Source organism: Acinetobacter sp. yr461 (assembly GCF_900110445.1).
Classification (GTDB): domain Bacteria; phylum Pseudomonadota; class Gammaproteobacteria; order Pseudomonadales; family Moraxellaceae; genus Acinetobacter; species Acinetobacter calcoaceticus.
This window is the reverse complement of record NZ_FODU01000028.1, coordinates 1-23,616: the sequence shown is the minus strand read 5'-3', so window position 1 is coordinate 23,616 and position 23,616 is coordinate 1. Positions and strand designations below refer to the sequence as shown.

The following is a 23,616-nucleotide window of genomic DNA, read 5'->3' as shown; positions in this document are numbered from 1 at the left end:
TCCAAGTAACTGTTTTTCAACAAGTTTCTATCTGCATCACCGCCGATGGATGTGCATTATAGAGGATTAAAAACCCTTTGCAAGGGGTATTTCAGCCTTTTTCTATTGAGTGCCGCTTTTTTCTACTATTTTATGAAAAAAGTGATATATATGCCTTTTTTTTAGGCATTTTACTGCTTTTTCTTAATTCTTATATTCAGAAATATAGGTTATCGTGAATTTTATATGTCTTCTATAGAGCTTAGAGGCATATATAGCTTCTTCTATTCCAAAGAAATAATAGAGCAAATACTCTACCCTACTATATATTTCTTCTTATTTTTAATTTACTTCTTTTATTATTACTGAATTACTGATCTTTAGATTGTTCCACGTGGAACGCTGAATTGTTTTTGTGATCCTTAAATAAAAAAAGCAGGATTACTCCTGCTTTTTATCACTACACAACTTTCTTAGTCAGTGAAAATTACGCGTGCAATTGCTTTCTTACCTGACTGAATAATGAAAGTACCGTTTTCTTTTACAGAGAAACTTGCATCAACAGCATTCCAGTCAACTTTTACTGCTCCGCGAGCTACAGCATCTTTTGCAGCTGCTGCATTCGGATTTAGGCCAGCTACACGTAGAATCGTAGCAATAAAGATTTCTCCACCAAACTCACCACGTGAAATAGTCACTTCTGGTGTGTCTTCGGGTACTTCACCTTCTGTAATAAGGTTACCAGCACTTTTATGTGCATTAGCCGCAGCTTCTGCATCATGGAAACGTTCAACTAGTTCAAGTGCAAGAATACGTTTTACTTCTTGCGGATTACGACCAGCAGTAATTTCATCTAATAAAGTTTTGATCTCATCTAGAGATTTAAAGCTGAGTAAATCGAAATAGCGTTCAATTAAAGAATCAGGCATTGATAAAACTTTTTGGTACATTGCCCCTGGTGTATCAAATACACCAATATAGTTACCTAAAGATTTAGACATTTTATTTACGCCATCTAAACCTTCTAGAATCGGAACAGTGATACACACTTGTGATTCTTGACCATAACGACTTTGTAAAGTACGACCCATGAGAAGGTTAAAAGTCTGGTCTGTACCACCTAACTCTACGTCAGCTTCAAGTGCAATAGAGTCATAGCCTTGAACTAAAGGATATAAAAACTCGTGGATCGCAATTGGCTGATGGTTGCTATAACGCTTTGTAAAGTCATCACGCTCTAACATACGAGATACGGTTTGTTGGCTTGCCAACTGAATAAGGTCAGCAGCAGACTTTTGATTAAACCATTCTGAGTTAAAACGTACTTTTGTTTTATTCGGATCTAATATTTTGAAAACTTGTTCTTGATAAGTTTTAGCATTGGCTTCTACTTGTTCACGTGACAACGGCGGACGGGTTGCGCTTTTACCAGTTGGGTCGCCAATCATGGCAGTATAGTCACCAATCAAGAAGGTCACTTCATGACCCAAATCTTGGAACGTTTTTAATTTATTAATAAGAACAGTATGTCCTAAGTGTAAATCTGGTGCTGTAGGGTCAAAACCAGCTTTAATTTTAAGAGGACGGTTCTCTTTGAGCTTTTTCAGTAAATCTTCTTCTGAAATAATTTCGTGCGTGCCTCGTTGGATGAGGGCAAGCTGTTCTTCGGCGGGCAAGAAATTTGACATCACAAAACCTAAACACATCAGTTATTCAATTTGTGCGATATACTAACATTTTTTCAGCGTCTTGCAGGGGAAGTTGCATATGAGCGCAATCTATATCGGCGTAATGACTGGCACTAGTATGGATGGTGTGGATATTGTTGCGGCTTCATTTGAGCCACTACAGCTTCATGCCACTCTTACAGTTCCATTTGAACCCGAGTTACGTGATGAGCTTATGGCATTAACTTTACCTGATGACAATGAAATTGACCGCATGGGTAAAGCTGATGTTGCTCTGGCCCAAATGATTGGTCACGGGATTAATACTCTCATTGAAAAACATCAATTAGATCGTAGTCAAATTAAAGCGATTGGTTCGCATGGGCAGACAATTCGTCACCGTCCAGAACATGGGTTTACACTACAAATTGGCGATCCAAATATCATTACCGAAATCACTCAAATTCCAGTTGTTTCAGATTTCCGTCGTAGAGATATGGCAGCAGGTGGTCAAGGTGCGCCATTAGTTCCAGCATTTCATCAGGCATTATTTCAACATGCAAGTATTCATCGTGTGATTTTAAATTTGGGTGGTATTGCTAATGTAAGTATGCTGCCTGCCAACAATGCAGACGGCGTATTTGGTTTTGATACAGGTCCTGCAAATATTTTGATGGATGCGTGGTGTCATCGCCATACTGGTCATCCATATGATGAAAATGGTGATTGGGCAGCTTATGGGCACCCTATCCGTTCTTTACTCGACCGTCTTCATGCACATGAATATTTCTCTAAAGAACCACCGAAAAGTACAGGACGTGAAGATTTCAATATTGACTGGTTAGATGATCAGTTAATCGATTGGCGAAATGATTTAACTTATGATGAGTTAGAAGACACACCTGAAAACGTCCAAGCCACCTTATTAAAACTCACTGTGCGTGCTATTCAAAAAGCGATTTATCGCTCAGAGATGGAAACAGGTGAAGTATATGTTTGTGGTGGTGGTGCTTATAACTCTTACTTATTAGAACAATTGCGTTGGCGTTTACGTAAGCATAATTGGTCAGTTCAACCTACAGATGTTTTAGGACTCTCCCCTACTTGGGTCGAGGCTACAGCATTTGCATGGTTAGCAATGCGTTTTATGAATGGTTTAAGTGGTAATTTGCCAGCAGTAACAGGTGCATCGGATTTCAGAATTCTAGGTGCGATCACGGCCGTATAAAGCTACATATCGATTTGATTGGTCAGATTCGACCTCATAACACATTTACTGACCCGAAATGCTGTTATTTAAATCAGTATAAAAACTCATGATAAGTGCCAACAAAAATAATTTGAGGCACTGTCATCATGGATCTGACCAAACGTATCCATCAGTACACGCGTGGCGACTGGACATTCGATGTGATTGATTCAGGCCCTATTGATGGCCCACTTGTTGTTTTATTGCATGGTTTTCCCGAAACTGCTCATAGTTGGGAGCAAACCTCGGAATTATTGCATCAGCATCAATTTAGAACACTTGCAATTCATCAACGCGGTTATAGTTTAAATGCTAGACCTCAAAGCCGATTTCAATATTCACTGAGTGAACTTGTAGAAGACGTTGCAATTTTTATTAAGCAACTCGGTCAACCAGTCTATTTAATAGGACACGACTGGGGTTCTGCGATCGCTTCGGGCGTTGCAATGAAGTATCCACAATATATTCAACATCTCACTTTAGTTTCTGTACCACATCAAGCTGCTTTTTTAAAAGCCTGCTTAAGCAGCAAACAACTTTTTAAATCTTATTATTTTGCAATTTTTCAGTTGCCTCTTCTTCCTGAAGTTTTATTTAAAAAGATGCCTAAATTAGGTCGTAAATTTCTTCAGTCATCTGGCATGACCGAGCAGCAAATTGAAACATTCGAGACCGAGTTTATAAAGGAAAATAGATTAGGTACGGCGTTGAATTGGTATCGTGGCTTTTTTTGGGATAAACCTCAAAATCCGTTTAAAGCAATAGATGTCCCTACTCTTTTTATTTGGGGTAAACATGATATTGCCGTTACAGAAAAAAGTGCCAAGTTAAACTCAAGTTATTTTAAAAATAGTTATCGTGCAGTTTTTATGGATGCCTCGCATTGGATTCCATATCAGAATGCACCTGAACTTGTGCAATACTTTTTAGAATCTATTCGTGAAAAGTAATGATCTGATCAATAAAAAAACCTCTCAAAATAGAGAGGTTTTTAAATTTTAAAATTCTTTTTAAATCGAGAATGAAGAACCACAGCCACATGTTGTTGTTGCATTTGGGTTTTGAATGATAAAACGTGAACCTTCAAGGCCTTCTACATAATCAACCACTGAGCCAATTAAATACTGATAGCTGAGTGAGTCAACAAGCATTTTTACATCGCCATTAACAAATTCTGCATCATCTTCATTTACGCTTTCAGCAAAATTAAAGCCATATGAAAACCCTGAACACCCGCCTCCCGTTACATATACACGTAACATGAGATCGTCATTCCCTTCACTATCACGGAGTTGGCGTACCTTATTGGCAGCATTATCTGTCAAAACTAGAGCTTGGGCATTCATGATGATTGTTCCTCGGATTTTGCTGTGCCTTTCAAAATAAAAAAGACCCTATATTGAGTATAGCATAATCAATATAGGGTCTGTCTTCGAAGTTTAAAGCGAATCTTGAGTATTTTTATCAAGATTATTTGTAATTCTCGTCTTGTAAGCCACATTCGAAGTTTTTAGCATCTTGCTTACAGCGGAATTGCCATAATAGTTTCATCATACGTTTATCATACACACCACGTTGTGTAAGGCTAATTCGTGACTCACGCATGAGCTTTTGATAACCCGGTTTATCTGCTGGTGGAACATCCATCCAGTATTTTTGTGGAATATCAGCTTTCATTTTACCTAAAATGGTAAAGGCACGTGGTAACTGACCCGAAACCCACTCTCTAGATTTCTGACCAAAACCAGCTGGGAACTTATCAGGACGGATAATAATATTTCCTGTCACCTGTAAGATCGGATAGTTCACGATCGCCCCTTTTGTTCCTAAACCTTTTTGTAGTTCTAAAGGTTTAAATGCTGCCGCAGGTGCACCAATAATGTCTACCTGATGGTTATTAAATTTAGCACCGAAATTTGTTATATCGGCACTAACAGCTTGCGCTCCTACCTGCTGAACCATAATTTTTTGCGCTTCATCATAGTCAAGAACTGCAATTTTTTTACCTGCAGCTTTCGCTACTGTATTGATGCTGCGATCATTTACTAAAAGATAAGCATCTCCTACTGGAATAACACCTACAACCTCATAGCGGCCGTTAACCATATATTTACTAAAAGTCGGACTCGCTAAACCTTGCATTACTTTTACAGCAAGCTTGAGGTCAGGAATGGCACCAATTGCATCCAATGACCCTGTAAAGGAGTTAAATTGACGACCACGCATCCCTGACACACTGATGCCATCACATTTGCCTGCTTTAAAATCTTCAGCAATAACGGCTTCATTCTGGTTTACTTTCAGTTCGATATCAGCTCCCCAGTTTTTTGCTGCAAGTTGATAATCCTTCATCAGCGCATAGACATCACCATTTTTACCAACGAAGTCAAAAACACATACTGTTTGTTTAGCCTGAGCTGCAAAAGAAACTGTGGTCAGTCCCATCGCAAGTAATAGCATTTTGGAAAATTGCATATTCTTTTTCCTTTCCTTGTGGAGTTTTTTGTTTTTCGATACCAAGAAATTTCACACCAATATGGTATGAGTCGGATAGGCTTCATATAAAAAATCATGTTGAAGATATTTTTACGGATCCATTTTGCTTTTATGATTTTATTTCCATCAAAAATAGATAGTCGTCTATCTATTAGCAATTATTTTAATCACAGAAGTCCTTGATCCATTTTTATATCTTCATGTTTCCTTATGAAGTTTTTATCTAAATTTAGCTTAACGTCTTTCTAGTTATCCACAATGGCAGAATTGACAGCATATACAAAACAAAAAGCCTAGAACTAAGTCTAGGCTTTCTGAAAATAATGAGGATTATTCACCAGGCATTGAACATTCGAAGTTAGCCTTGTCTACAGAACAACGTGCTTTTTTCAATACAGACATCATACCTGCATCGTAAACACCACGTTTAGTTAAGTCCATACGGCCATCACGCAACATTTTTTGATATTTAAGTTTGTCTTCTGCACTTAAATTCATTTTGTATTTGCCAGGAATCTGAGCTTCTAAACGGTTGATCATTGCAAAGTTCTTAGGCAACTGTTTAACAAACCAGTCACGAGATTTTTGACCAAAACCAGCTGGGAATTTATCAGAACGTAATACTAGATCAGCTGTAACGTGTAATACAGGGAAGTTCCACATTACACCGTTTGCACCTAAACCTTTATTTAACTCTAATGGTTTGTAAGCATAAGCAGGCGCACCTACCATATCTACTTGACCATTATTAAATTTCGCAGCAAAGTTTGAAATATCAGAAAGAACTGCTTGAGCGCCTACACGCTGCACCATAATTTTTTGTGCATCGTCATAACCTAAGACAGCGAATTTTTTACCCGCAGCTTTTTCAACAGAGTTGATGTTTTTGTCACGTACGAAAATGAACGCTGAACCTAACGGAGAAATACCAGCAACTTCGTATTTTTTACCGCCCATATTGGTGGTCATTTTTGCTGCATTACGCGCATCTAATACATAAGTAATTGCACGTTGAGCGATTTGGTTGTTTGGAACACCGCCAAGTGAGTCGATAGATCCTGCGAATTTGTTATATTGGCGTGCACGCATTGCTGTCATTGCTACAGCATCACATTTACCCGCTTTAAAATCATTATCAGCAACAGCCTCGTCCTGACGAGGTACTAAGTTAATTTCAGTACCCCAGCCTTTTGCAGCTAGAGCCCATTCTTCCATCATTTTATATGAGTCGCCTGCTTTTCCTAAGAGGTCGAATACACATACGGTACTCGCTGCTTGCGCTGAAGCAGAAAAACCAACAACAGAAGCGGCAGCCATAGCAAGTACGATTTTTTTCATTTTCTTCATCCTTCCACGGAACAGATTTTTTGTTTGAAGTTTCCTTTCAAAGACAGATATTAATCATGTTTTTTAGAAAAAAATAGAGCATTTACTCAATTTTTTTATCTAATTGAACCATTGTTTGTTCAATTTAAATTATCTATTAGTGATAAAAATCTCTACGTTTCCGTAAGTTACTTTTTATATTCACAATTTTCATACCCATATTCAGTATGGAAATATATGTAGGGTTTTTGTGATGAAAAAATAATCTACTCTCCATTAAGCGTACATTCAAAATTTGTCCGTTCGACTGTACAGCGAGCACGCTTAAGTACACTCATCATGGTCGCATCATATACACCCTGTTTGGTTAAGTTGAGTCGTCCCTCTCGTAAAAGTTTTTGATATTTGGTTTTATCTTCTGCTGAAAAATTCATTCTAATTTTTGATGGTACGCCCATTTCTAACCGCTTTATCATGGCAAAGTTTTGAGGTAATTTTTGTATAAACCAATCACGTGATTTTATGCCAAAATCTGTAGGGAACTTATCAGTTCTCGCAATTAAATCTCCAGTAACATTCACCACTGGAAAATTAAACATGGCCCCTTTAGTGCCTATACCTTTGCCAATCTCTAGTGATTTATAAGCATAAGCAGGCGCAGCAATTGCATCGACTTGTCCACTATTAAACTTTTTCACAAAATCATTAATTTCAGAAGGAATAGGCTGCGCACCTACACTTTCTACCATAATTTTTTGAGCAAGGTCATAATGCAAAATAGCGAATTTTTTACCGCGAACTTTTTCAATGGAATTCAGGTTTTTATCTCTTACAAATAAATATGCCAGACCAATCTGAACAATACCGACAACCTCATAATTTGCTCCATTCTGAGCAGTCACCATGCGATGTTTATTACGCTTATCTAAAACGTAGCTAATCGCTTTTTGCGCGATAGCATTACTGGTTACCCCACCAATCGCATCGATAGAACCTGCAAATTTATTATAGTTTCGTGCCCGCATGGAGGTCATATAAGCAGCATCACATTTGCCTTCACGAAGTCTACGGTCCACCAGAGCTTCATCTTGAAATGGAATTAAGGTGATATCTGCTTGCCACTCCTTTGCGGCAAGCGCCCACTCTTCCATCATTTTATAAGATTCACCTGACTTTCCTAATAAATCAAATACACACACATTTTGTCCCGCATGTGCTGTTCCCATAGCACAGCAAAATACTGCACTAATTATCCCCAATCTTTTTTTCATTTGACTTTCCTTAGTCTAGTTTTATTAGTAGCTCATTAATCAACCAAATTTTAAACTGTTTTTATTTTAGTCATTTTTTTAAAAAAGTGTTCTATCTTGTTCAATATTGAAGACATTTCGGATGAATAGCTGAACCTAGAATATTCCGGTGTATACAATTATTGTCTGCTTCTAACTAAAATCCGGAAAGTTTTGTTTTCATCGGCAGTTCTCTTTAAAATACGGCATTCCTCACTCACCTCGATACAATAAGATGATTCAATTTGACCAAGTTTCTTTACGCCGCGGTGGACGTATTCTATTTCAAAAAGCGTCTATGCAATTACACCCAGGTTGGAAAATTGGTCTGACTGGGGTCAATGGTGCAGGTAAATCAACCTTATTCGCAGCGTTACTAGGTAGCTTAGGTGCAGATGAAGGTTCACTTACTCGTCCTTCAGGCTGGATCGTGGCGCATATGGCGCAAGAAATAAAAGCATTAGACATGCCTGCAATTGATTTTGTTCTCTCAGGTGATGAAGAGTTTTGGGATATTCAAAATAAGCTTGCTCAACCAGATCAACTGAGTGACTTTGAATTGGCTAAATTGCATGGCCGCTTTGATGAAATTCATGGTTACTCAGCGCCATCTAAAGCTGCTCAACTCATGGCTGGTCTTGGTTTTCTAGAAAATCAATTGCGTTTGAACGTTGAAAGTTTCTCTGGTGGATGGCGTATGCGTTTAAATTTGGCGCGTACCCTAATGAGCCGTTCAGATTTATTATTACTCGACGAACCAACAAACCACTTAGACTTAGATGCAATTTTGTGGTTAGAAGATTGGCTTAAAGCCTATGAAGGTACACTCATTCTAATTTCGCATGACCGCGACTTTTTAGATGCGATTACAGATCATATTCTGCATATTGAAAATCAGGAGCTCACCCTTTACACCGGAAATTACTCTACATTTGAAACCACGCGTAGTGAACGTCTTGCTCAGCAGCAACAAGCTTTTGAGAAGCAACAAGAAACACGTGCTCACCTACAAAAATTTATTGACCGTTTTAAAGCAAAAGCGACTAAAGCTCGTCAGGCACAAAGTCGAATTAAACAACTTGAGCGCATGCAAGAGCTCGCTCCAGCCCATATTGATACACCTTTTACTTTTAGTTTCCGTGAACCAACCAAAATGAGTTCGCCGTTACTGACTTTAGACAATGCCAGCATTGGTTATGGCAATAAACAAATCGCCGAAAAAATCAGATTACAAATTACACCAACCTCTCGTATTGGTTTACTTGGTATGAACGGCGCAGGTAAATCGACCTTAATTAAGAGCTTAGTGGGTGATTTACCGCTCTTAGCTGGTGAACGCAAGGCGTCAGAGTTACTTAATATTGGTTACTTTGCACAGCACCAAATGGATGCTTTAGATGGCCATGCTACTCCAATGTTACAAATTGCCCGTTTAGCAGGTAAACAAATTAGTGAAGCGACCTTACGTTCTTTTTTAGGTAGTTTTGGCTTTAGTGGTGAACGCATGGATACTCCATGTGAAACCTTTTCTGGTGGAGAGCGCGCTCGTTTGGCCCTCGCGCTGATTGTATGGCAGCGTCCAAATGTTTTGATTCTGGATGAACCGACGAACCATTTAGATCTTGATATGCGTCATGCACTAAGCATGGCATTACAAGATTTTGAAGGCGCTGTCGTGCTGGTTTCCCACGAACGTCAACTCATTGCAAGTGTTTGTGATGAGCTTCTTTTGGTACACGGCGGTAAATGTACCGAGTTCGAAGGTGATTTACAGGATTATGCAAAATGGCTACGTGAAGCACGTCAGCAACTAATCAATGCTCAGACTGCTGTAGCACAGAATAATTCTTCATCTGCCGCTCCTATTCCCACTAAAATCGATAAAGAAGCACAGCGTAAAGAAGCAGCTCGCCGTCGTGAACAAACCAGACCTATTCGTAAAAATATCGAAAAAATTGAGTCTCAAATTGAGAAACTTCAACCACAACTTGCCAAAATTGAAGAGTCTTTAGCAGATACATCTTTATATGATGCAGCACGTAAGGATGATCTGCTCAAGCTTATGAATGAACAGACTGAGCTGAAAGCTAAACTTGAGCAATATGAAGAACAGCTTTTAGAACTTATGATGGAATTAGAAGAGATGGAAGCCTCTTTTGATTAATCTATTTTTCAAAATAAAAAAGCCGATTAAGAAATCGGCTTTTTTATGAATTAATAAGGGGTATAAAAAGCCCCTAATTCATTTAAATTGGTATTGATTGGCAAAGGCCAAACATTGCTTGATAGGCTGTCTGCAATATATAAATCATAACCGCCACGGCTTCCTGTTTGCCCCGCTAGAGAAACCATCATATAGCGCTGGTCTAAAGGTGCCGGATCTGATGTATTTACGGCTGTACTATTAAAAGGCAAACGAGTGGTTTGTTTGGTGGCCGTATCATAAACATAGATCTGATCATGAGCATTTGTTGGGCTATACCAACGCACATATAAAAACTGGCTTCCCTTCCACCATACTGGATAATATGAGGCAATATTAGTTAACTGTGTATCATATGCGCCCGACTGATCAATACTAAAAATTCTAGAATTACTACTTGCACCTTTGGCATATAAGATTTGCGTAGTATTGACCATTGGATAAGGCATCGATTCTTCGATATCCCAACCATTTTGAGTGACAGAAGTAATCGTGCGATCAGTCATTTTAACGATTTTTAAATCGCCATTTTGCTTAAAAATAATACGCTGATTATCTATAAATTTGGGATCTTCATCCCGCTTGTTATTCCCTTGGGTTAAATTGGTTGGTAATTCCGTGCTCCCAACTCTCCAAGCATAAACATCCCATGCATCTCCATAATGCTGTCCAGAATTAACTCCCATAAAAGTGAGCCATTTACCATCTGGGGAAAAATGACCATTCATCATGTGGTCAATTTTCCAGTTTGCGCCCAGTAATGTGGTTTGCTGCGTTGTGAAATTATAAAGATAAAGCTTACTGTCCCATGCGTCATAATCACTATAACGATGAAATACTAATTTTCCGTAAAAAGTGGGTGCTGTGGCAGCATGCAGTTGAAATAAGCAATTAAAAAATAAGATTACAATGTATAAAAGTTTTTGTGTGTTTTTCAAAATTATATTCTCTTGTAATAAATGAGTATCCAAGAGAATAGCAGTTTACAAATTTATTTTTCTTATAAAACAAAAGACTTTGTCTAAAATTAAACAAAGCCTTTTATTAAATCATCATAAAAAAGATTATCTAAATTTTTTATGATTTTCATTTCGAATTTTGACTAAATTCATTGCTTCAGTTTTTGCTTGATCTAACTGTCCGTGCTCAACCAATGCAGTTACCTTATCAATCTCAGCAACAAGCTGATCTAAACCAGCTTGGTACTCTTTTACCTGCACATTTCCTGAAGGTAAACCTTCGAGTTTATGCGGCAAATATTGCTTAGAAGAAACTGCTGCTTCACGCATTACAACAAGCTGTTGTTTCGCATTAGCAGCATCTTTCGCTTCAGCAAATGCTTTAGTACTCTTAGCTAAAGTTTTCATATTCGTTTCTAAATCAGCCGCCCAAACAGCAGAGCTTCCTAAAAAAACCCATGAGATTAACAAGCTAGCTAACAATTTCTGACCCATCATCTTCTCTCCCTAGACTGATTTAGAATCGTGTTATGAATTAAGCATCAATATCAGCATTTAAAGCATTCTCTTCAATGAATGCACGACGTGGTTCCACATCATCACCCATTAAGCAAGAGAACATACGATCTGCTTCAATCGCATCGTCAATGGTTACCTGTAACATATGACGGTTTTCAGGGTCCATTGTCGTTTCCCAAAGCTGCTCAGCATTCATCTCACCAAGACCTTTATAGCGTTGGATCATCATACCGCGGCGCGAATCTTGCAAAATATGCTGCCAAACTTGATGAAAGTTAGCCACTTGAATACGGCGATCACCTTTTTGTAAATAAGCACCATCTTCAAGCAAACTGAACCAACTCTTCGAGTTTTTCAGCAAACGAGCATACTCAGCTGAGTTCAATAAACCTGCATCAAGCAAATATGCATGTGGAAGGTTATGAACATATACAGTAATACGCGGCCAATAATGCGCAGATTTTTCACCCTGAGCATTTTCACGCTCAAATGACTCTAGTGTAATTTCTGGACGTAAACTTGGCTGTAATCTTGTAATGATGTCTTTTACTTGATCAGCCCATTGTTGTACATAAGCTTCATCATGGTTTTGATCGCTCTTGAATGCCTCTATTTCAAGTAAAGCATCTAGTAAGCTAGCTGGATAACGTAACGTTAAGCGCTGTAAGCTCTTTTGCGAAACTTGATAATCCTGAATAACTTTAGCAAGTGCTTCACCTGTAATTGATGGTGCTTCAGCATTGGTATGCAAAGATAGCTCATCAATCGCATTTGAAATTAAATAATTTTCCAATGCATCATTATCTTTGATGTATTGTTCCTGCTTACCTTTTTTCAATTTATATAAAGGTGGCTGTGCAATATAGATATACCCACGCTCAACCAATTCTGGCATTTGACGGAAGAAGAACGTTAACAACAAAGTTCGAATGTGCGAACCATCAACGTCGGCATCGGTCATGATAATGATTTTATGATAACGCAGCTTGTCAGGATTATATTCTTCACGGCCAATACCACAGCCAAGCGCAGTAATTAAAGTACCCACTTCCTGACTAGAAATCATTTTGTCAAAGCGTGCACGTTCAACGTTCAGGATTTTACCTTTTAACGGCAAAATAGCCTGCATTTTACGGTTACGGCCTTGCTTGGCACTACCACCAGCAGAGTCACCCTCGACAAGATATAATTCAGAAAGTGCTGGATCTTTTTCCTGACAATCTGCCAATTTTCCTGGTAAACCAGCAATATCAAGTGCGCTCTTACGGCGCGTCATTTCACGCGCTTTACGTGCAGCATCACGTGCTCGTGCAGCATCAATAATCTTACCAGCAATTGACTTTGCAGCTTGCGGGTTTTCAAGTAAGTAAGCCGAGAACTCTTTGTTCATTGCTTGCTCAACAGCAGGTTTTACTTCACTCGATACCAGTTTTTCTTTGGTTTGAGATGAAAATTTTGGATCAGGTACTTTTACCGAAATAATAGCGGTTAAACCTTCACGTGCATCGTCGCCCGTTACATTGACTTTTTCTTTCTTGAGAATATTTTCATTTTCAAGATATTGGTTTAAACCACGCGTCAAAGCTGCACGGAAACCAGCCAAATGGCTACCGCCATCTTTTTGAGGAATGTTATTGGTAAAACAACGAACGTTTTCTTGATAACTTTCATTCCACTGCAAGGCTACTTCTACACCAATACCGTTATCTGTATCCGCAGTAAAATGGAAAATCTCATTTAGATGAGTTTTACCTTCGTTAATGTATTTTACAAACTCAGATAATCCACCTTCGTAGTCATATACATGTTCAAGGTTAATACGTTCATCGCGTAATACAATACGTACGCCCGCGTTTAAGAATGAAAGCTCACGTAAACGGCGTGCTAGAATTTCTACGTTAAAAATGGTTTGGGTAAATGTTAATTCACTTGGCCAAAAACGTACTGTTGTACCACTCTTATCCGTTTCACCAATCACACGTAATGGATATTGCGGATCACCGTGTTGATATTCTTGCTCATGCACTTGACCAGCACGAGAAATCATTAAATGTAATTTACTCGAAAGTGCATTTACAACAGAAACACCTACACCGTGTAAACCACCTGAAACCTTATAACTGTTGTCATCAAACTTACCGCCTGCGTGCAGAATGGTAAGAATTACTTCCGCTGCAGAAACACCTTCTTCAGGGTGAATATCGGTTGGAATACCACGACCATTATCAGAAACACTCACTGATTCATCTTCATGAATAGTGACAATAATTTCATCACAATGCCCAGCTAAAGCTTCATCGATTGCGTTATCGACTACTTCAAATACCATATGGTGTAAACCGGTACCGTCGTCTGTATCCCCAATATACATACCCGGACGTTTACGAACTGCATCTAATCCACGTAATACTTTAATACTAGAGGAATCATAAGCCTTTTCATTGGTTTGTTCTGTTTGAGAGGCTGATTGAGACTCTGAACTCATGGTTTCTCCCTAGCAAATATAGGTTTATTCAAAGATGGGTAACATCAAAAAATTATGGTGAAGCAAGACTAACTTGACCGGATTCAACATTGAATAATTGATATGAAATAGACAAATCATGTAAATGTTTTTTTACCGATGCATGATCTAAAGTTGTCATAAAAACCTGGCTACCAAGTTGGCTTAATCGTTCAATTAAACGTTGTTGTGCGGTTAAGTCTAATTCTGCTGTCAGATCATCTAATAATACCACAGTTTCCTTATTACTCGCATGCAACATTGCAATTTGTGACAGTTTTAAGGCAATAATCAGCAGTTTTTTCTGACCTCTTGATAAAACCACATCAGCATGTCCATAAGGGGTTTTTAAGCGCAAATCGGCTCGATGTGGACCATATTCGGTATAACGTCGTTCGATGTCTTTTTGGTGTTGATTAAGCAGGTCTTGCATGAGTCCCTGCTCTGTATGAAAACCTGGACTGTATTCCAGTTCAATTTCAAGATCAGGGAGTAATTGCCTCAAATCATTTTGAAAAAAGACATTCCATTGTTCCACAATACCCAAGCGCTGAGAGTGCAAAATTTCACCATAATCACTCAACATTTTGTTCCAAGGCTCTAAATCAGCCAAAGACAAATTCCGTCGGGTTTTAAGTAAAGTATTACGTTGTTTTAATGCACGCGAGTAGTATTGCCATGCAAAATAAAACTCAGGTTCCACGTGGAACATCAGCCAATCCAAAAGTTGGCGTCGTGGTTTTGCCCCATGGTCAATAATATCTGTACTTTGTGGATCAAGGTGTTGCAAAGGAAGTAATTTAGCAAGTTGGCCTTGGGTAGCCACGGTGTCGCCATTGACTTTCATCAACTGCTCACCAGAAGCCAACTTTTGCATGCCAATTTTCTCAGTACTAGACTGTGCAAAGACAATCGCATCTTCGGCCGCATACTGAATATAATTTTTAGGAATATGAGTGCGGAACGATCGCCCTGTCGCAAGCAAATGAATTGCTTCCAGAATTGAGGTTTTTCCTGAACCATTAGCGCCATAAAATATATTAAACGGTTGCAACCCTTGGAGTGCAACCGTTTTTAAATTACGCACACGTTCAATATTTAAGCGCGTAAGATGCATATTAGATAGCCAGACTATACACGCATCGGCATAACTACATAAGTTTGATCAGTATGTGCTGGGTCTTGAACCAAAACAGACTGATTCGCCTCACTCATACTCATATTTACGTCATCGCCATCAAGTACACCCAATACTTCAAGTAAATATTGCGCATTAAATGACATTTCGAGTGGTATATTTTGATATTGAATAGCTAAATCTTCAATAGCCTCATCTTGCTCAGGGTTATTCGCACGAAGCTGTAAAGAATCCTGATTAAAATTCAAGAAAACACCACGCAACTTTTCATTACTCAAAATTGCGACACGTTGTAATGATTGCTTAAATACATCGTGGCTAATTAATACATGTTTATCGCCACCACGTGGAATTACACGACGATAATCAGGGAATTTTCCATCAATCAATTTTGTAGTAAAACGAACAGTAATATTGCCCTGTTCTTTATCACGACTTGGTGTATTGATGGTTACATTTAACAATTCACGACCAATCAACAATGTTAATTGTTCATCTTCAATACTCAGTAAACGCTGTAATTCACCAACAGCTTTACGAGGTACAATAGCCTGCACCAATTGAGCTGATGTAGAAGACGCTGTAATTTCACAAAGTGCTAAACGGTGACCATCTGTTGTTACTGCACGTAATTGATTTTCATCAATTTCCAATAAAGTACCTGTTAAATAGAAACGTACATCTTGTACAGCCATCGCAAAAGCAGTTTTTTCAAATAAACGCTTTAACTCACGTTGGGTTACTTGTACTTGAGTACCTTGACTATTTTCAGTCGTCAATAATGGATAATCTTCTGCGGGTAAAGTCCCTAATACGAAACGGCTATTACCAGACTTTAAGATACATCTTTGATCTTCAGTAATTTGTAAATCAATTAATGCAGCTGTAGGCAATGATTTACAAATTTCCATTAACTTACGAGCAGGGACTGTAGTTTCCCCTGCTTCAAGGCATGCCCCTTCTGATAAAACAGTGCTCGCAACCAGCTCGACTTCTAGATCAGAACCAGTAATGGTGAGCGCCTGAGCATTAGTCTGAATTTTGACGTTTGAAAGAATATTCAATGTATGGCGACGTTCTACCGCACCGACAACATGCGATAAAACATTGAGTAAACTTTCTTTAGCGATTTTCAAACGCACGATTCATTCCTCTAGCAACTTGGAGCAAATATTTCATTTTTTAGCTGTGTACTATGCTGCACTTGCGTAGACTTTGCAACAAGGTCTTATTATTTCATTAACTCTGAAGTAGACGCAGTAGATTTTTATAATCTTCGTCAAAAATTGGATCTTCTCCACGCAGACTGGCTACTTTTTCACAAGCATGCATCACAGTACTGTGATCGCGCCCACCGAAAGCCATTCCAATTTCTGGAAAACTATCACCAGTCAACTCACGAGCAAGTCCCATTGCCAACTGACGTGGTCGAGCATAAATTCGTGTACGTTTCGGCCCTACTAATTCTTTTAATGGGATACGGAAATATTCACTAACCACACGCTGGATATTTTCTACACTAATTGTTCGTGCACGGATCGCCAACACATCTTTTAAAGACTCACGAACGACATCAAGATCGATTGGTGCACCTTTAAAACGGGAAATTGCAACGACTTTATTAAGTGCCCCTTCAAGTTCACGCACGTTAGCAACAACTTGTTGTGCAATAAATAATGCACAATTTCGAGGTAAATCAACGCCGCTATTTTCCGCTTTCTTTAATAGAATTTCGATACGAGTTTCAATATCTGGTGGTTCAACACCAACTGAAAGTCCCCAAGAAAAACGGGAAACCAAACGCGGATCTAACTCTGTTAACTCTTTTGGATAACGGTCTGAAGTTAAAATAATTTGTTTAGATTCATCAAGTAAAGCATTAAATGTATAGAAGAATTCAACCAGACTCGCCTCTTTACCTGCTAAGAGATGAATATCATCGACCAATAATAAATCTAAAGAACGGCAGTTTTTCTTAAACTCTTCTACTTTGCCTTTTTGTAAAGAACTCACAAAATCCTGAACAAAACTCTCAGAAGTCATATACATCACACGGGCATTAGGTTTGGCTTGTAGTAAAGCATTGCCAACTGCCTGCATTAAGTGAGTCTTACCTAGCCCTGTGGGGCCATATAAAAACAAAGGGTTATGCTGTGAAGCCCCTAATTGAGTTAATACTTTTCTACATGTTTCAGCAGCCATCTGGTTCGAACGGCCTTCAACAAATAAAGAAAAAGTAAACTGAGGGTTTAGTAGCTTCTTCTTCGCTGTTTTAGGGTTAACCACACTATTGGTATGAGGACTAGAAACAGACTCGGGCTCTTTTTTTACTTTAATACTTTGTGGTGGCGCAGATTGCAAAGCAGCCGTAGTGGTTGCTGGTTGTTCAGCAGATGACAAAATACTCCCAGGACGAGAATCAACTAAAATCTCAACCTGACGGACACGCCCTTCTGACAACTGCTCAGCCAATATAGAAATTAATTCTAAATGGTTCTCTTGAATGTAACGCGTCCAATAAGGGTTAGGAGCATAGAGACGTAGTATTCCTTCTACTTCTTCAGCAACTAATGGGCGAATCCACATCGCAAAGACGTTATCAGAGAGCTCTTGTCGCAAGCGAGTTAAGCAGTCTGTCCAAAGCATGTGTATCCCCTATTTCTGCATTTTTAAATTCAAATAATCTAAAGATTAACCCTTCCTGATAAGAAGGGGTCGCCATTCTAACCAAGTTATCCACATCTGTCATGACGAATTCGACTGATTTTGCCTAAAAAGAAATCTCTTGTGAATAAATTTAAATTCAAAACCACTTGTGTATAACTTTTTGCACAACCTGTGGATAAATTATCACATAAACTTATCCACAATCCATAAATATAATAGAAACAGAGTTATCAACAACCCAAGTACATGGTTTTTAAATTTAAAAGTGCGAAATCCACAGAAAAAGTAGCTCCTAATAAGAATAAATATAAATTTTAAAATTTGAATTTATTTAATAGGGGTGTGATCTTTTGTGGATAACTACAAAATATGAATTTAAATTCAAATGCAGCAAATCAAAGCCAAGATGATATCTTGTTTTGTTGATAAGTATGTATATAAGGTGTGTATATAATAAAAGCTCTAATAAAAATAGACAATTACTTTGTGTATAACTTTAAAAACTATATATTGCACTGAATTATGAAAATCATAAAAAAGAAGTAGAGAGATTAAAAATTTGGGTTAAATACAAAACTTTCTTGGTTTTTCATTGACAGCGTAAACATTGCGCAATAAAATCGCGGACCTTTATAGAAAGATCATTTTTGGGAGTTTCGATATGAAACGTACTTTCCAGCCATCTGAATTAAAGCGTAAACGCGTTCATGGCTTCCGCGCTCGTATGGCAACTAAAGCTGGTCGTCAAGTATTAGCTCGTCGTCGTGCAAAAGGTCGTCATAGCTTAACTGTTTAATTACTGTTACGCTGACCAGACTTGGGTGTGATGACACTTTACAATTTTAGCACAGATGTGCGAATACGCTGTGCTGCAGATTATAAAAGTGTATTCGATGGTGCGCTTTTTAAAGTGCATCAACCCCATTTTTTATTTCTTGCAAAATTAACCGAACAGCCTAATAGCCGTTTGGGTATTGTTGTTGCTAAGAAAAAAGTGCGCCGTGCACATGAAAGAAATCGAATAAAACGTCTTGCTCGTGAGAGCTTTCGTCTACATCAGCCGAATTTTGGATCAGACATAGATATTGTGGTAATGCCAAAAGTTGGTATAGAAACGATTACGAATGCTGAGCTATATCAACAATTAGATTTTGCTTGGCAAAAATTACAGCGCTTAGCAAAAAAACATTCTAAAGTTGGCACAACCTCGCAGAATTAAGAGATAGCCAATGGTTCGTTTTCTACGTTGGTTGATTCGACTGTATCAAATTGCGATTAGTCCGCTTCTTGGACCCCGTTGTCGTTATATCCCGACTTGTTCCCAATATGCGATAGAAGCATTGCAAACTCATGGTGCGATAAAAGGCGTTTGGCTATCTTCTAAACGGATTTGTCGTTGTCATCCGTGGGGAGGATCTGGATATGATCCGGTACCGCCAAAAGCAATTCGTTTTATTTCGTTTCATCAAATAGATTCTCAAACGCATCATGTTGCTGTACCCTTTCGTGATCGTTTACTGAAGCAAAATCTCTCTAACCATTTGGGGTAATAGATATGCAACAATGGGCCAGGTTTGCAATTCTCGGGGCCATGTTTGTCACCGCATATTTGCTCATTTTGGCTTGGCAAAAAGATTATGGAAATGCTGCAACTGCACCGCAAAAACAAGCGGCGGCTGTAAGTTCACATGAAGTATCTGCTGATTTGCCAAATGCTAAAAATGCAACAGTGGCTTCCGATGTGCCACAAGCAAATATTGCGCAGTCACAAACCACAGATGCAACTGCACCTGTGAATCAACAGCTTATTTCAGTACAAACTGACCTTTACCATATTTGGATCAATCCAAAAGGTGGTGATATTGTTCGTATTGAATTACTCTCACACGACAAAAGCAAAGACAGCGATCAGCCATTTGTTATGCTTGAAAATGATGCCAAGCGTACTTATGTTGCTCAATCTGGCTTAATTGGTTTGAATGGACCAGATAGTAGTCGTGGTGGTCGTCCATTATATGCTGTTGAAAAAACATCATATACTTTGGCTGATGCTAAGGGTGTACAGGATCAAAAGGGTCAATCTGAAAAAGTTTTAAACGTTCCAATGGTATTTAAGACACCTGAAGGCGTTGAAATTATAAAAACTTTTACTTTTACCCAAGGGCAATATCCAATTGTTGTAAGACATCAAGTTATTAACCGTAGCCAACAAAGCTGGCAAGGTCAGATGTTTGGACAATTAAAGCGTGATAACTCTGACGATCCTGGTAAATCTTCTCAAGGTATTTTCACTTTAGGAACTTTCTTAGGTGGAGCTTGGGGGACGCCTGAGTCACATTACAATAAGCTGAAGTTTGCTAATTTCTCAGAAGAAAAAGTAAGCACTGAAGCGAAAGGTGGATGGGTTGCGATTGTTCAGCATTATTTTGTAAGTGCTTGGATTCCTGGGAATCTTAAACTGACTCAAGCGAATGGTCAGCCTTATGTAGCTAAACTTGAATCTCGTCAATCTGCTGATCATATGAATATCATTGGTTTTACCTCACCAGTGATTAATGTTCCAGCAGGCACTTCAATGGAAGTGGACGCAAAACTTTATTCAGGTCCTAAAGTTCAAGCTGAATTAAAAGATTTAGCGGTTGGTTTGAATCAGACTGTTGATTATGGCTGGTTATGGCCGATTGCCAAGTTATTGTTCTTAGGTCTTCAATTCTTTCATAGCATTGTGGGCAACTGGGGATGGTCGATCATCTTACTTACCGTTATGGTGAAGATGATTTTGTGGCCTTTATCTTCAAAAAGTTATCGTTCTATGGCGAAAATGCGTGTGATTGCACCAGAAATGCAACGCATGAAAGAAGAGTTCGGTGAAGACCGTATGCGCTTCTCGCAAGAAATGATGGCTTTATACAAACGTGAACAAGTGAATCCGCTTTCAGGTTGTTTACCATTGTTGCTACAAATGCCAATTTTCCTTGCCTTGTACTGGGTACTCATGGAAAGTGTGGAATTACGTCATGCACCATGGTTAGGCTGGATTCAAGACTTGTCAGCAATGGATCCTTGGTTCATCTTGCCGTTAATCATGGGTGCTACCATGTTTGCACAGCAAATGTTGAACCCACAACCAGCTGACCCAATGCAGGCAAAAGTGTTCCGCATTATGCCGATTATGTTCACGGTATTTATGCTGTTCTTCCCTGCAGGTCTCGTGTTGTACTGGATTGTGAACAACAGTATTACTATTTTACAGCAGTCGTTTATTAATAAGAGCGTTGAGAAAAGTCGTTTAAGTAAGACTGAATCAGCATCTTAATCGTTGAACTTTTGCTGAATAAATCCGCTTAAGATGGTAATCTTAGGCGGATTTTTCTTTGGCTGGATTTTAGGTTTTTAGGTGAATAATATGCAAAGTCAAACCACGATTGCCGCAATTGCAACGCCACCAGGGCGTGGTGGTGTGGGCGTGATTCGCCTATCGGGACCTAAGGCTTATGAAATTGCTCAAAACCTGACACAAAAAAACTTGCCTGAAGCACGTATGGCTGGTTTTCGTAAGTTTTATGATGCTGATGGAAGCATTATGGATGAAGGGATTGTTTTATGTTTTCCAAATCCTCATTCGTTTACAGGTGAAGATGTTGTAGAGCTACAAGGGCATGGCGGTCCAGTCATTCAGAATGCCTTACTTGGTCGTCTATTTGAGCTTGGTGCAATCGCTGCAAAAGCTGGTGAATTTTCCATGCGAGCTTTTGAAAATGGCAAGATGGACTTGGTTCAAGCAGAAGCCATTGCCGATTTGATTGATGCGACATCGCAAGCTGCCGCCCGTTCTGCTGTTCGCTCTTTGCAAGGTGCTTTTTCGACCAAAATTAATACCGTTTTAGAAAAACTAATCCATTTACGGTTACATGTGGAAGCCGCAATTGATTTTCCAGAAGAAGAAATCGATTTCTTGGCAGATGGTAAAATTTTAGCTTTACTTGAAGATGTTCAGCAGTCGGTACATGCCGTTCAAATATCTGCACGACAAGGTCAATTATTACGTGAAGGTTTACAAGTCGTTATTGCAGGTAAACCAAATGCGGGTAAATCGAGCTTGTTGAATGCACTTGCTGGCGTTGAGCGAGCTATTGTGACGGACATTGCTGGTACAACTCGTGATGTTTTGCATGAAAAAATTAGCTTAAATGGCCTACCAATTACCTTAACAGACACTGCGGGCCTTCGTGAGACGGGTGATATCGTTGAAAAAGAAGGGATTCGACGTGCGATTAAGGAAATTGAACAAGCTGATTTGTTATTGCTGGTTTATGACTTAAATCAAGGCGATGATCCATTAAAACTCGCTCAAGAATATTTTGCTGAACATATTGAGCCGCGTCGTTTAATGTTAATTGGTAATAAATGTGATTTAACTGATCAGTTAGCTGAAATAAGTGATTTTCAAGGATTCCGTCATATTACCGTTTCTGCAAAACAAGAGATGGGTGTTCAAGGCCTTGTAGAGGCGATTACAGCGCATGCAGGCTTTCATCCTGAGGAAGACACCTTTATTGCGAGAACGCGTCATTTAGACGCAATGAAGCGCACACAGCTCTATCTATCAGAGGCACATGAGCAACTTGTTGTATTTAATGCAGGTGAACTCGTTGCTGAATCATTACGTCTTGCTCAGAATGCTTTAGGTGAAATTACCGGTGACTTTAGCGCCGATGACCTATTAGGCAAAATCTTTGGTTCATTTTGTATTGGAAAATAATTAAAAAAATTCTGAATGATGCACAGGAGTGTGTCATTCAGTCACTTCGTTAACCGTATCTTTTTAGAACCTTTAAAAACTCATCTAATTCATTCTGATCAACTTGTGCTTCTTTGAGCACATGGTGATGTAAATGCTGCTCCATCAATTCACTCATCAAACCGTTTATCGCACCTTTAATTGCGGCAACTTGTTGCAGTATTTCTATGCATGAAAGATCCGACTGTTCAACGGCATGCTCGATACTGTTAATTTGTCCTTTTAGTCGTTTTACACGATTAAGTATTTTTTTATCCTGACCAATGTGACTCATCTGTGTTCTCTTGTATAATTCAATATACTGGTAGGGAGTATATTGGGTTTAAATTTTATGCAGGATCATAGTGTATCACGTCATCATCAACATCAGTTTGATGAAGGAAATCCACTTGCACAAAAACGTATTTTGATTGCAACCATTTTAACGGCATCCATGATGGTGTTAGAAGTATTTGGTGGGTGGTTCTTTAACTCAATGGCATTATTAGCTGATGGTTGGCATATGAGTTCGCACATGTTGGCACTCGGTTTAGCCTACTTTGCCTATCGTGCGGCCCGTCATTATTCCAAAGATCACCGTTTTAGCTTTGGAACCTGGAAAATCGAGATTTTAGCGGGTTATAGCAGCGCAATTTTGCTTATGGTTGTAGCTATTTTTATGGTATTTCAGTCGGTTCAGCGTTTATTTAATCCGGTTGAGATTTTTTATAATGAAGCCATTCCGATTGCAATTTTAGGTTTAGTAATTAACTTGATTTGTGCGTGGTTACTTCATGATGATGGTCACCATCACCATCACCATCACCATCACCATCACCAT

The 23,616-nt window shown here is 38.8% G+C and carries 21 protein-coding genes; 9 read left to right on the top strand and 12 right to left on the bottom strand.

The features are described from left to right. Positions 1-452: 452 nt before the first annotated feature. Positions 453-1,685, bottom strand: coding sequence for a tyrosine--tRNA ligase (tyrS, locus tag BMW38_RS18980; RefSeq protein ID WP_092711027.1), 1,233 nt, complete (start codon positions 1,683-1,685; stop codon positions 453-455). A gap of 61 nt (positions 1,686-1,746) precedes the next feature. Between tyrS and BMW38_RS18975 the strand changes: the two genes are divergently transcribed. Together BMW38_RS18975 and BMW38_RS18970 are read left to right on the top strand one after the other, a co-directional pair. Further along, positions 1,747-2,874, top strand: coding sequence for an anhydro-N-acetylmuramic acid kinase (locus tag BMW38_RS18975; protein ID WP_092711025.1), 1,128 nt, complete (start codon positions 1,747-1,749; stop codon positions 2,872-2,874). Positions 2,875-3,002: 128 nt separating this feature from the next. Then, positions 3,003-3,845 (top strand): alpha/beta fold hydrolase, encoded by an 843-nt coding sequence (locus BMW38_RS18970; protein WP_092711022.1) that lies wholly within the window; start codon positions 3,003-3,005, stop codon positions 3,843-3,845. Positions 3,846-3,905: 60 nt separating this feature from the next. Here BMW38_RS18970 and erpA read toward each other — a convergent pair whose 3' ends face one another. The 4 genes from erpA to BMW38_RS18950 all read right to left on the bottom strand — a co-directional run bounded on the left by erpA (position 3,906) and on the right by BMW38_RS18950 (position 7,988). Next, positions 3,906-4,241 (bottom strand): iron-sulfur cluster insertion protein ErpA, encoded by a 336-nt coding sequence (gene erpA, locus BMW38_RS18965; RefSeq protein ID WP_003656048.1) that lies wholly within the window; start codon positions 4,239-4,241, stop codon positions 3,906-3,908. 124 nt (positions 4,242-4,365) lie between these two features. Next, a complete protein-coding gene (locus BMW38_RS18960; protein WP_045437800.1) occupies positions 4,366-5,370 on the bottom strand; it encodes a putative solute-binding protein in 1,005 nt (334 codons plus the stop codon). A 351-nt stretch (positions 5,371-5,721) separates the two neighbouring features. Then, positions 5,722-6,729, bottom strand: a complete 1,008-nt coding sequence (locus BMW38_RS18955) for a putative solute-binding protein (protein WP_003656045.1) — start codon at positions 6,727-6,729, stop codon at positions 5,722-5,724. A 254-nt stretch (positions 6,730-6,983) separates the two neighbouring features. Then, entirely contained in the window at positions 6,984-7,988 is a 1,005-nt protein-coding gene (locus BMW38_RS18950) for a putative solute-binding protein (protein ID WP_092711019.1), read from the bottom strand. 253 nt (positions 7,989-8,241) lie between these two features. Here BMW38_RS18950 and BMW38_RS18945 point away from each other — a divergent pair, with 253 nt between their 5' ends. Beyond that, positions 8,242-10,170 (top strand): ATP-binding cassette domain-containing protein, encoded by a 1,929-nt coding sequence (locus BMW38_RS18945; protein WP_092711016.1) that lies wholly within the window; start codon positions 8,242-8,244, stop codon positions 10,168-10,170. A 50-nt stretch (positions 10,171-10,220) separates the two neighbouring features. Here the strand turns inward: BMW38_RS18945 and BMW38_RS18940 are convergent, their stop codons facing one another. The 6 genes from BMW38_RS18940 to dnaA form a co-directional block, all read right to left on the bottom strand. Beyond that, the gene (locus BMW38_RS18940; RefSeq protein ID WP_092711013.1) at positions 10,221-11,147 is read right to left on the bottom strand and encodes a hypothetical protein; all 927 of its coding nucleotides are present in this window, start codon (positions 11,145-11,147) and stop codon (positions 10,221-10,223) included. Positions 11,148-11,273: 126 nt separating this feature from the next. Then, a complete protein-coding gene (cybC, locus tag BMW38_RS18935; RefSeq protein ID WP_004640237.1) occupies positions 11,274-11,666 on the bottom strand; it encodes a cytochrome b562 in 393 nt (130 codons plus the stop codon). Positions 11,667-11,703: 37 nt separating this feature from the next. Then, on the bottom strand, positions 11,704-14,172 hold the full coding sequence (gene gyrB, locus BMW38_RS18930; protein ID WP_005037763.1) for a DNA topoisomerase (ATP-hydrolyzing) subunit B: 2,469 nt from the start codon (positions 14,170-14,172) through the stop codon (positions 11,704-11,706). Positions 14,173-14,224: 52 nt separating this feature from the next. After that, entirely contained in the window at positions 14,225-15,307 is a 1,083-nt protein-coding gene (recF, locus tag BMW38_RS18925; protein ID WP_003656036.1) for a DNA replication/repair protein RecF, read from the bottom strand. A gap of 14 nt (positions 15,308-15,321) precedes the next feature. Then, complete coding sequence (dnaN, locus tag BMW38_RS18920) at positions 15,322-16,470, bottom strand: DNA polymerase III subunit beta (protein ID WP_005045339.1); 1,149 nt, start codon at positions 16,468-16,470, stop codon at positions 15,322-15,324. A gap of 97 nt (positions 16,471-16,567) precedes the next feature. After that, the gene (dnaA, locus tag BMW38_RS18915; RefSeq protein WP_092711010.1) at positions 16,568-17,974 is read right to left on the bottom strand and encodes a chromosomal replication initiator protein DnaA; all 1,407 of its coding nucleotides are present in this window, start codon (positions 17,972-17,974) and stop codon (positions 16,568-16,570) included. Positions 17,975-18,656: 682 nt separating this feature from the next. On the opposite strand from dnaA, the gene rpmH reads away from it, so the two are divergent. The 5 genes from rpmH to mnmE all read left to right on the top strand — a co-directional run bounded on the left by rpmH (position 18,657) and on the right by mnmE (position 22,757). Next, positions 18,657-18,791, top strand: a complete 135-nt coding sequence (rpmH, locus tag BMW38_RS18910; RefSeq protein WP_000831329.1) for a 50S ribosomal protein L34 — start codon at positions 18,657-18,659, stop codon at positions 18,789-18,791. 30 nt (positions 18,792-18,821) lie between these two features. Continuing rightward, on the top strand, positions 18,822-19,214 hold the full coding sequence (rnpA, locus tag BMW38_RS18905) for a ribonuclease P protein component (RefSeq protein WP_004640245.1): 393 nt from the start codon (positions 18,822-18,824) through the stop codon (positions 19,212-19,214). A 10-nt stretch (positions 19,215-19,224) separates the two neighbouring features. Further along, positions 19,225-19,545 (top strand): membrane protein insertion efficiency factor YidD, encoded by a 321-nt coding sequence (yidD, locus tag BMW38_RS18900; protein ID WP_003656027.1) that lies wholly within the window; start codon positions 19,225-19,227, stop codon positions 19,543-19,545. A gap of 5 nt (positions 19,546-19,550) precedes the next feature. Next, positions 19,551-21,311 (top strand): membrane protein insertase YidC, encoded by a 1,761-nt coding sequence (gene yidC / locus BMW38_RS18895; protein ID WP_017391213.1) that lies wholly within the window; start codon positions 19,551-19,553, stop codon positions 21,309-21,311. Positions 21,312-21,401: 90 nt separating this feature from the next. Further along, entirely contained in the window at positions 21,402-22,757 is a 1,356-nt protein-coding gene (mnmE, locus tag BMW38_RS18890) for a tRNA uridine-5-carboxymethylaminomethyl(34) synthesis GTPase MnmE (RefSeq protein ID WP_092711006.1), read from the top strand. Positions 22,758-22,806: 49 nt separating this feature from the next. Here the strand turns inward: mnmE and BMW38_RS18885 are convergent, their stop codons facing one another. Continuing rightward, positions 22,807-23,070: a metal/formaldehyde-sensitive transcriptional repressor gene (locus BMW38_RS18885; RefSeq protein ID WP_003656024.1), complete on the bottom strand. Its 264-nt coding sequence runs from the start codon at positions 23,068-23,070 to the stop codon at positions 22,807-22,809. A gap of 42 nt (positions 23,071-23,112) precedes the next feature. Between BMW38_RS18885 and BMW38_RS18880 the strand changes: the two genes are divergently transcribed. Further along, on the top strand, positions 23,113-23,616 hold a 504-nt coding region (locus BMW38_RS18880; RefSeq protein ID WP_139193554.1), incomplete at its 3' end, for a cation diffusion facilitator family transporter.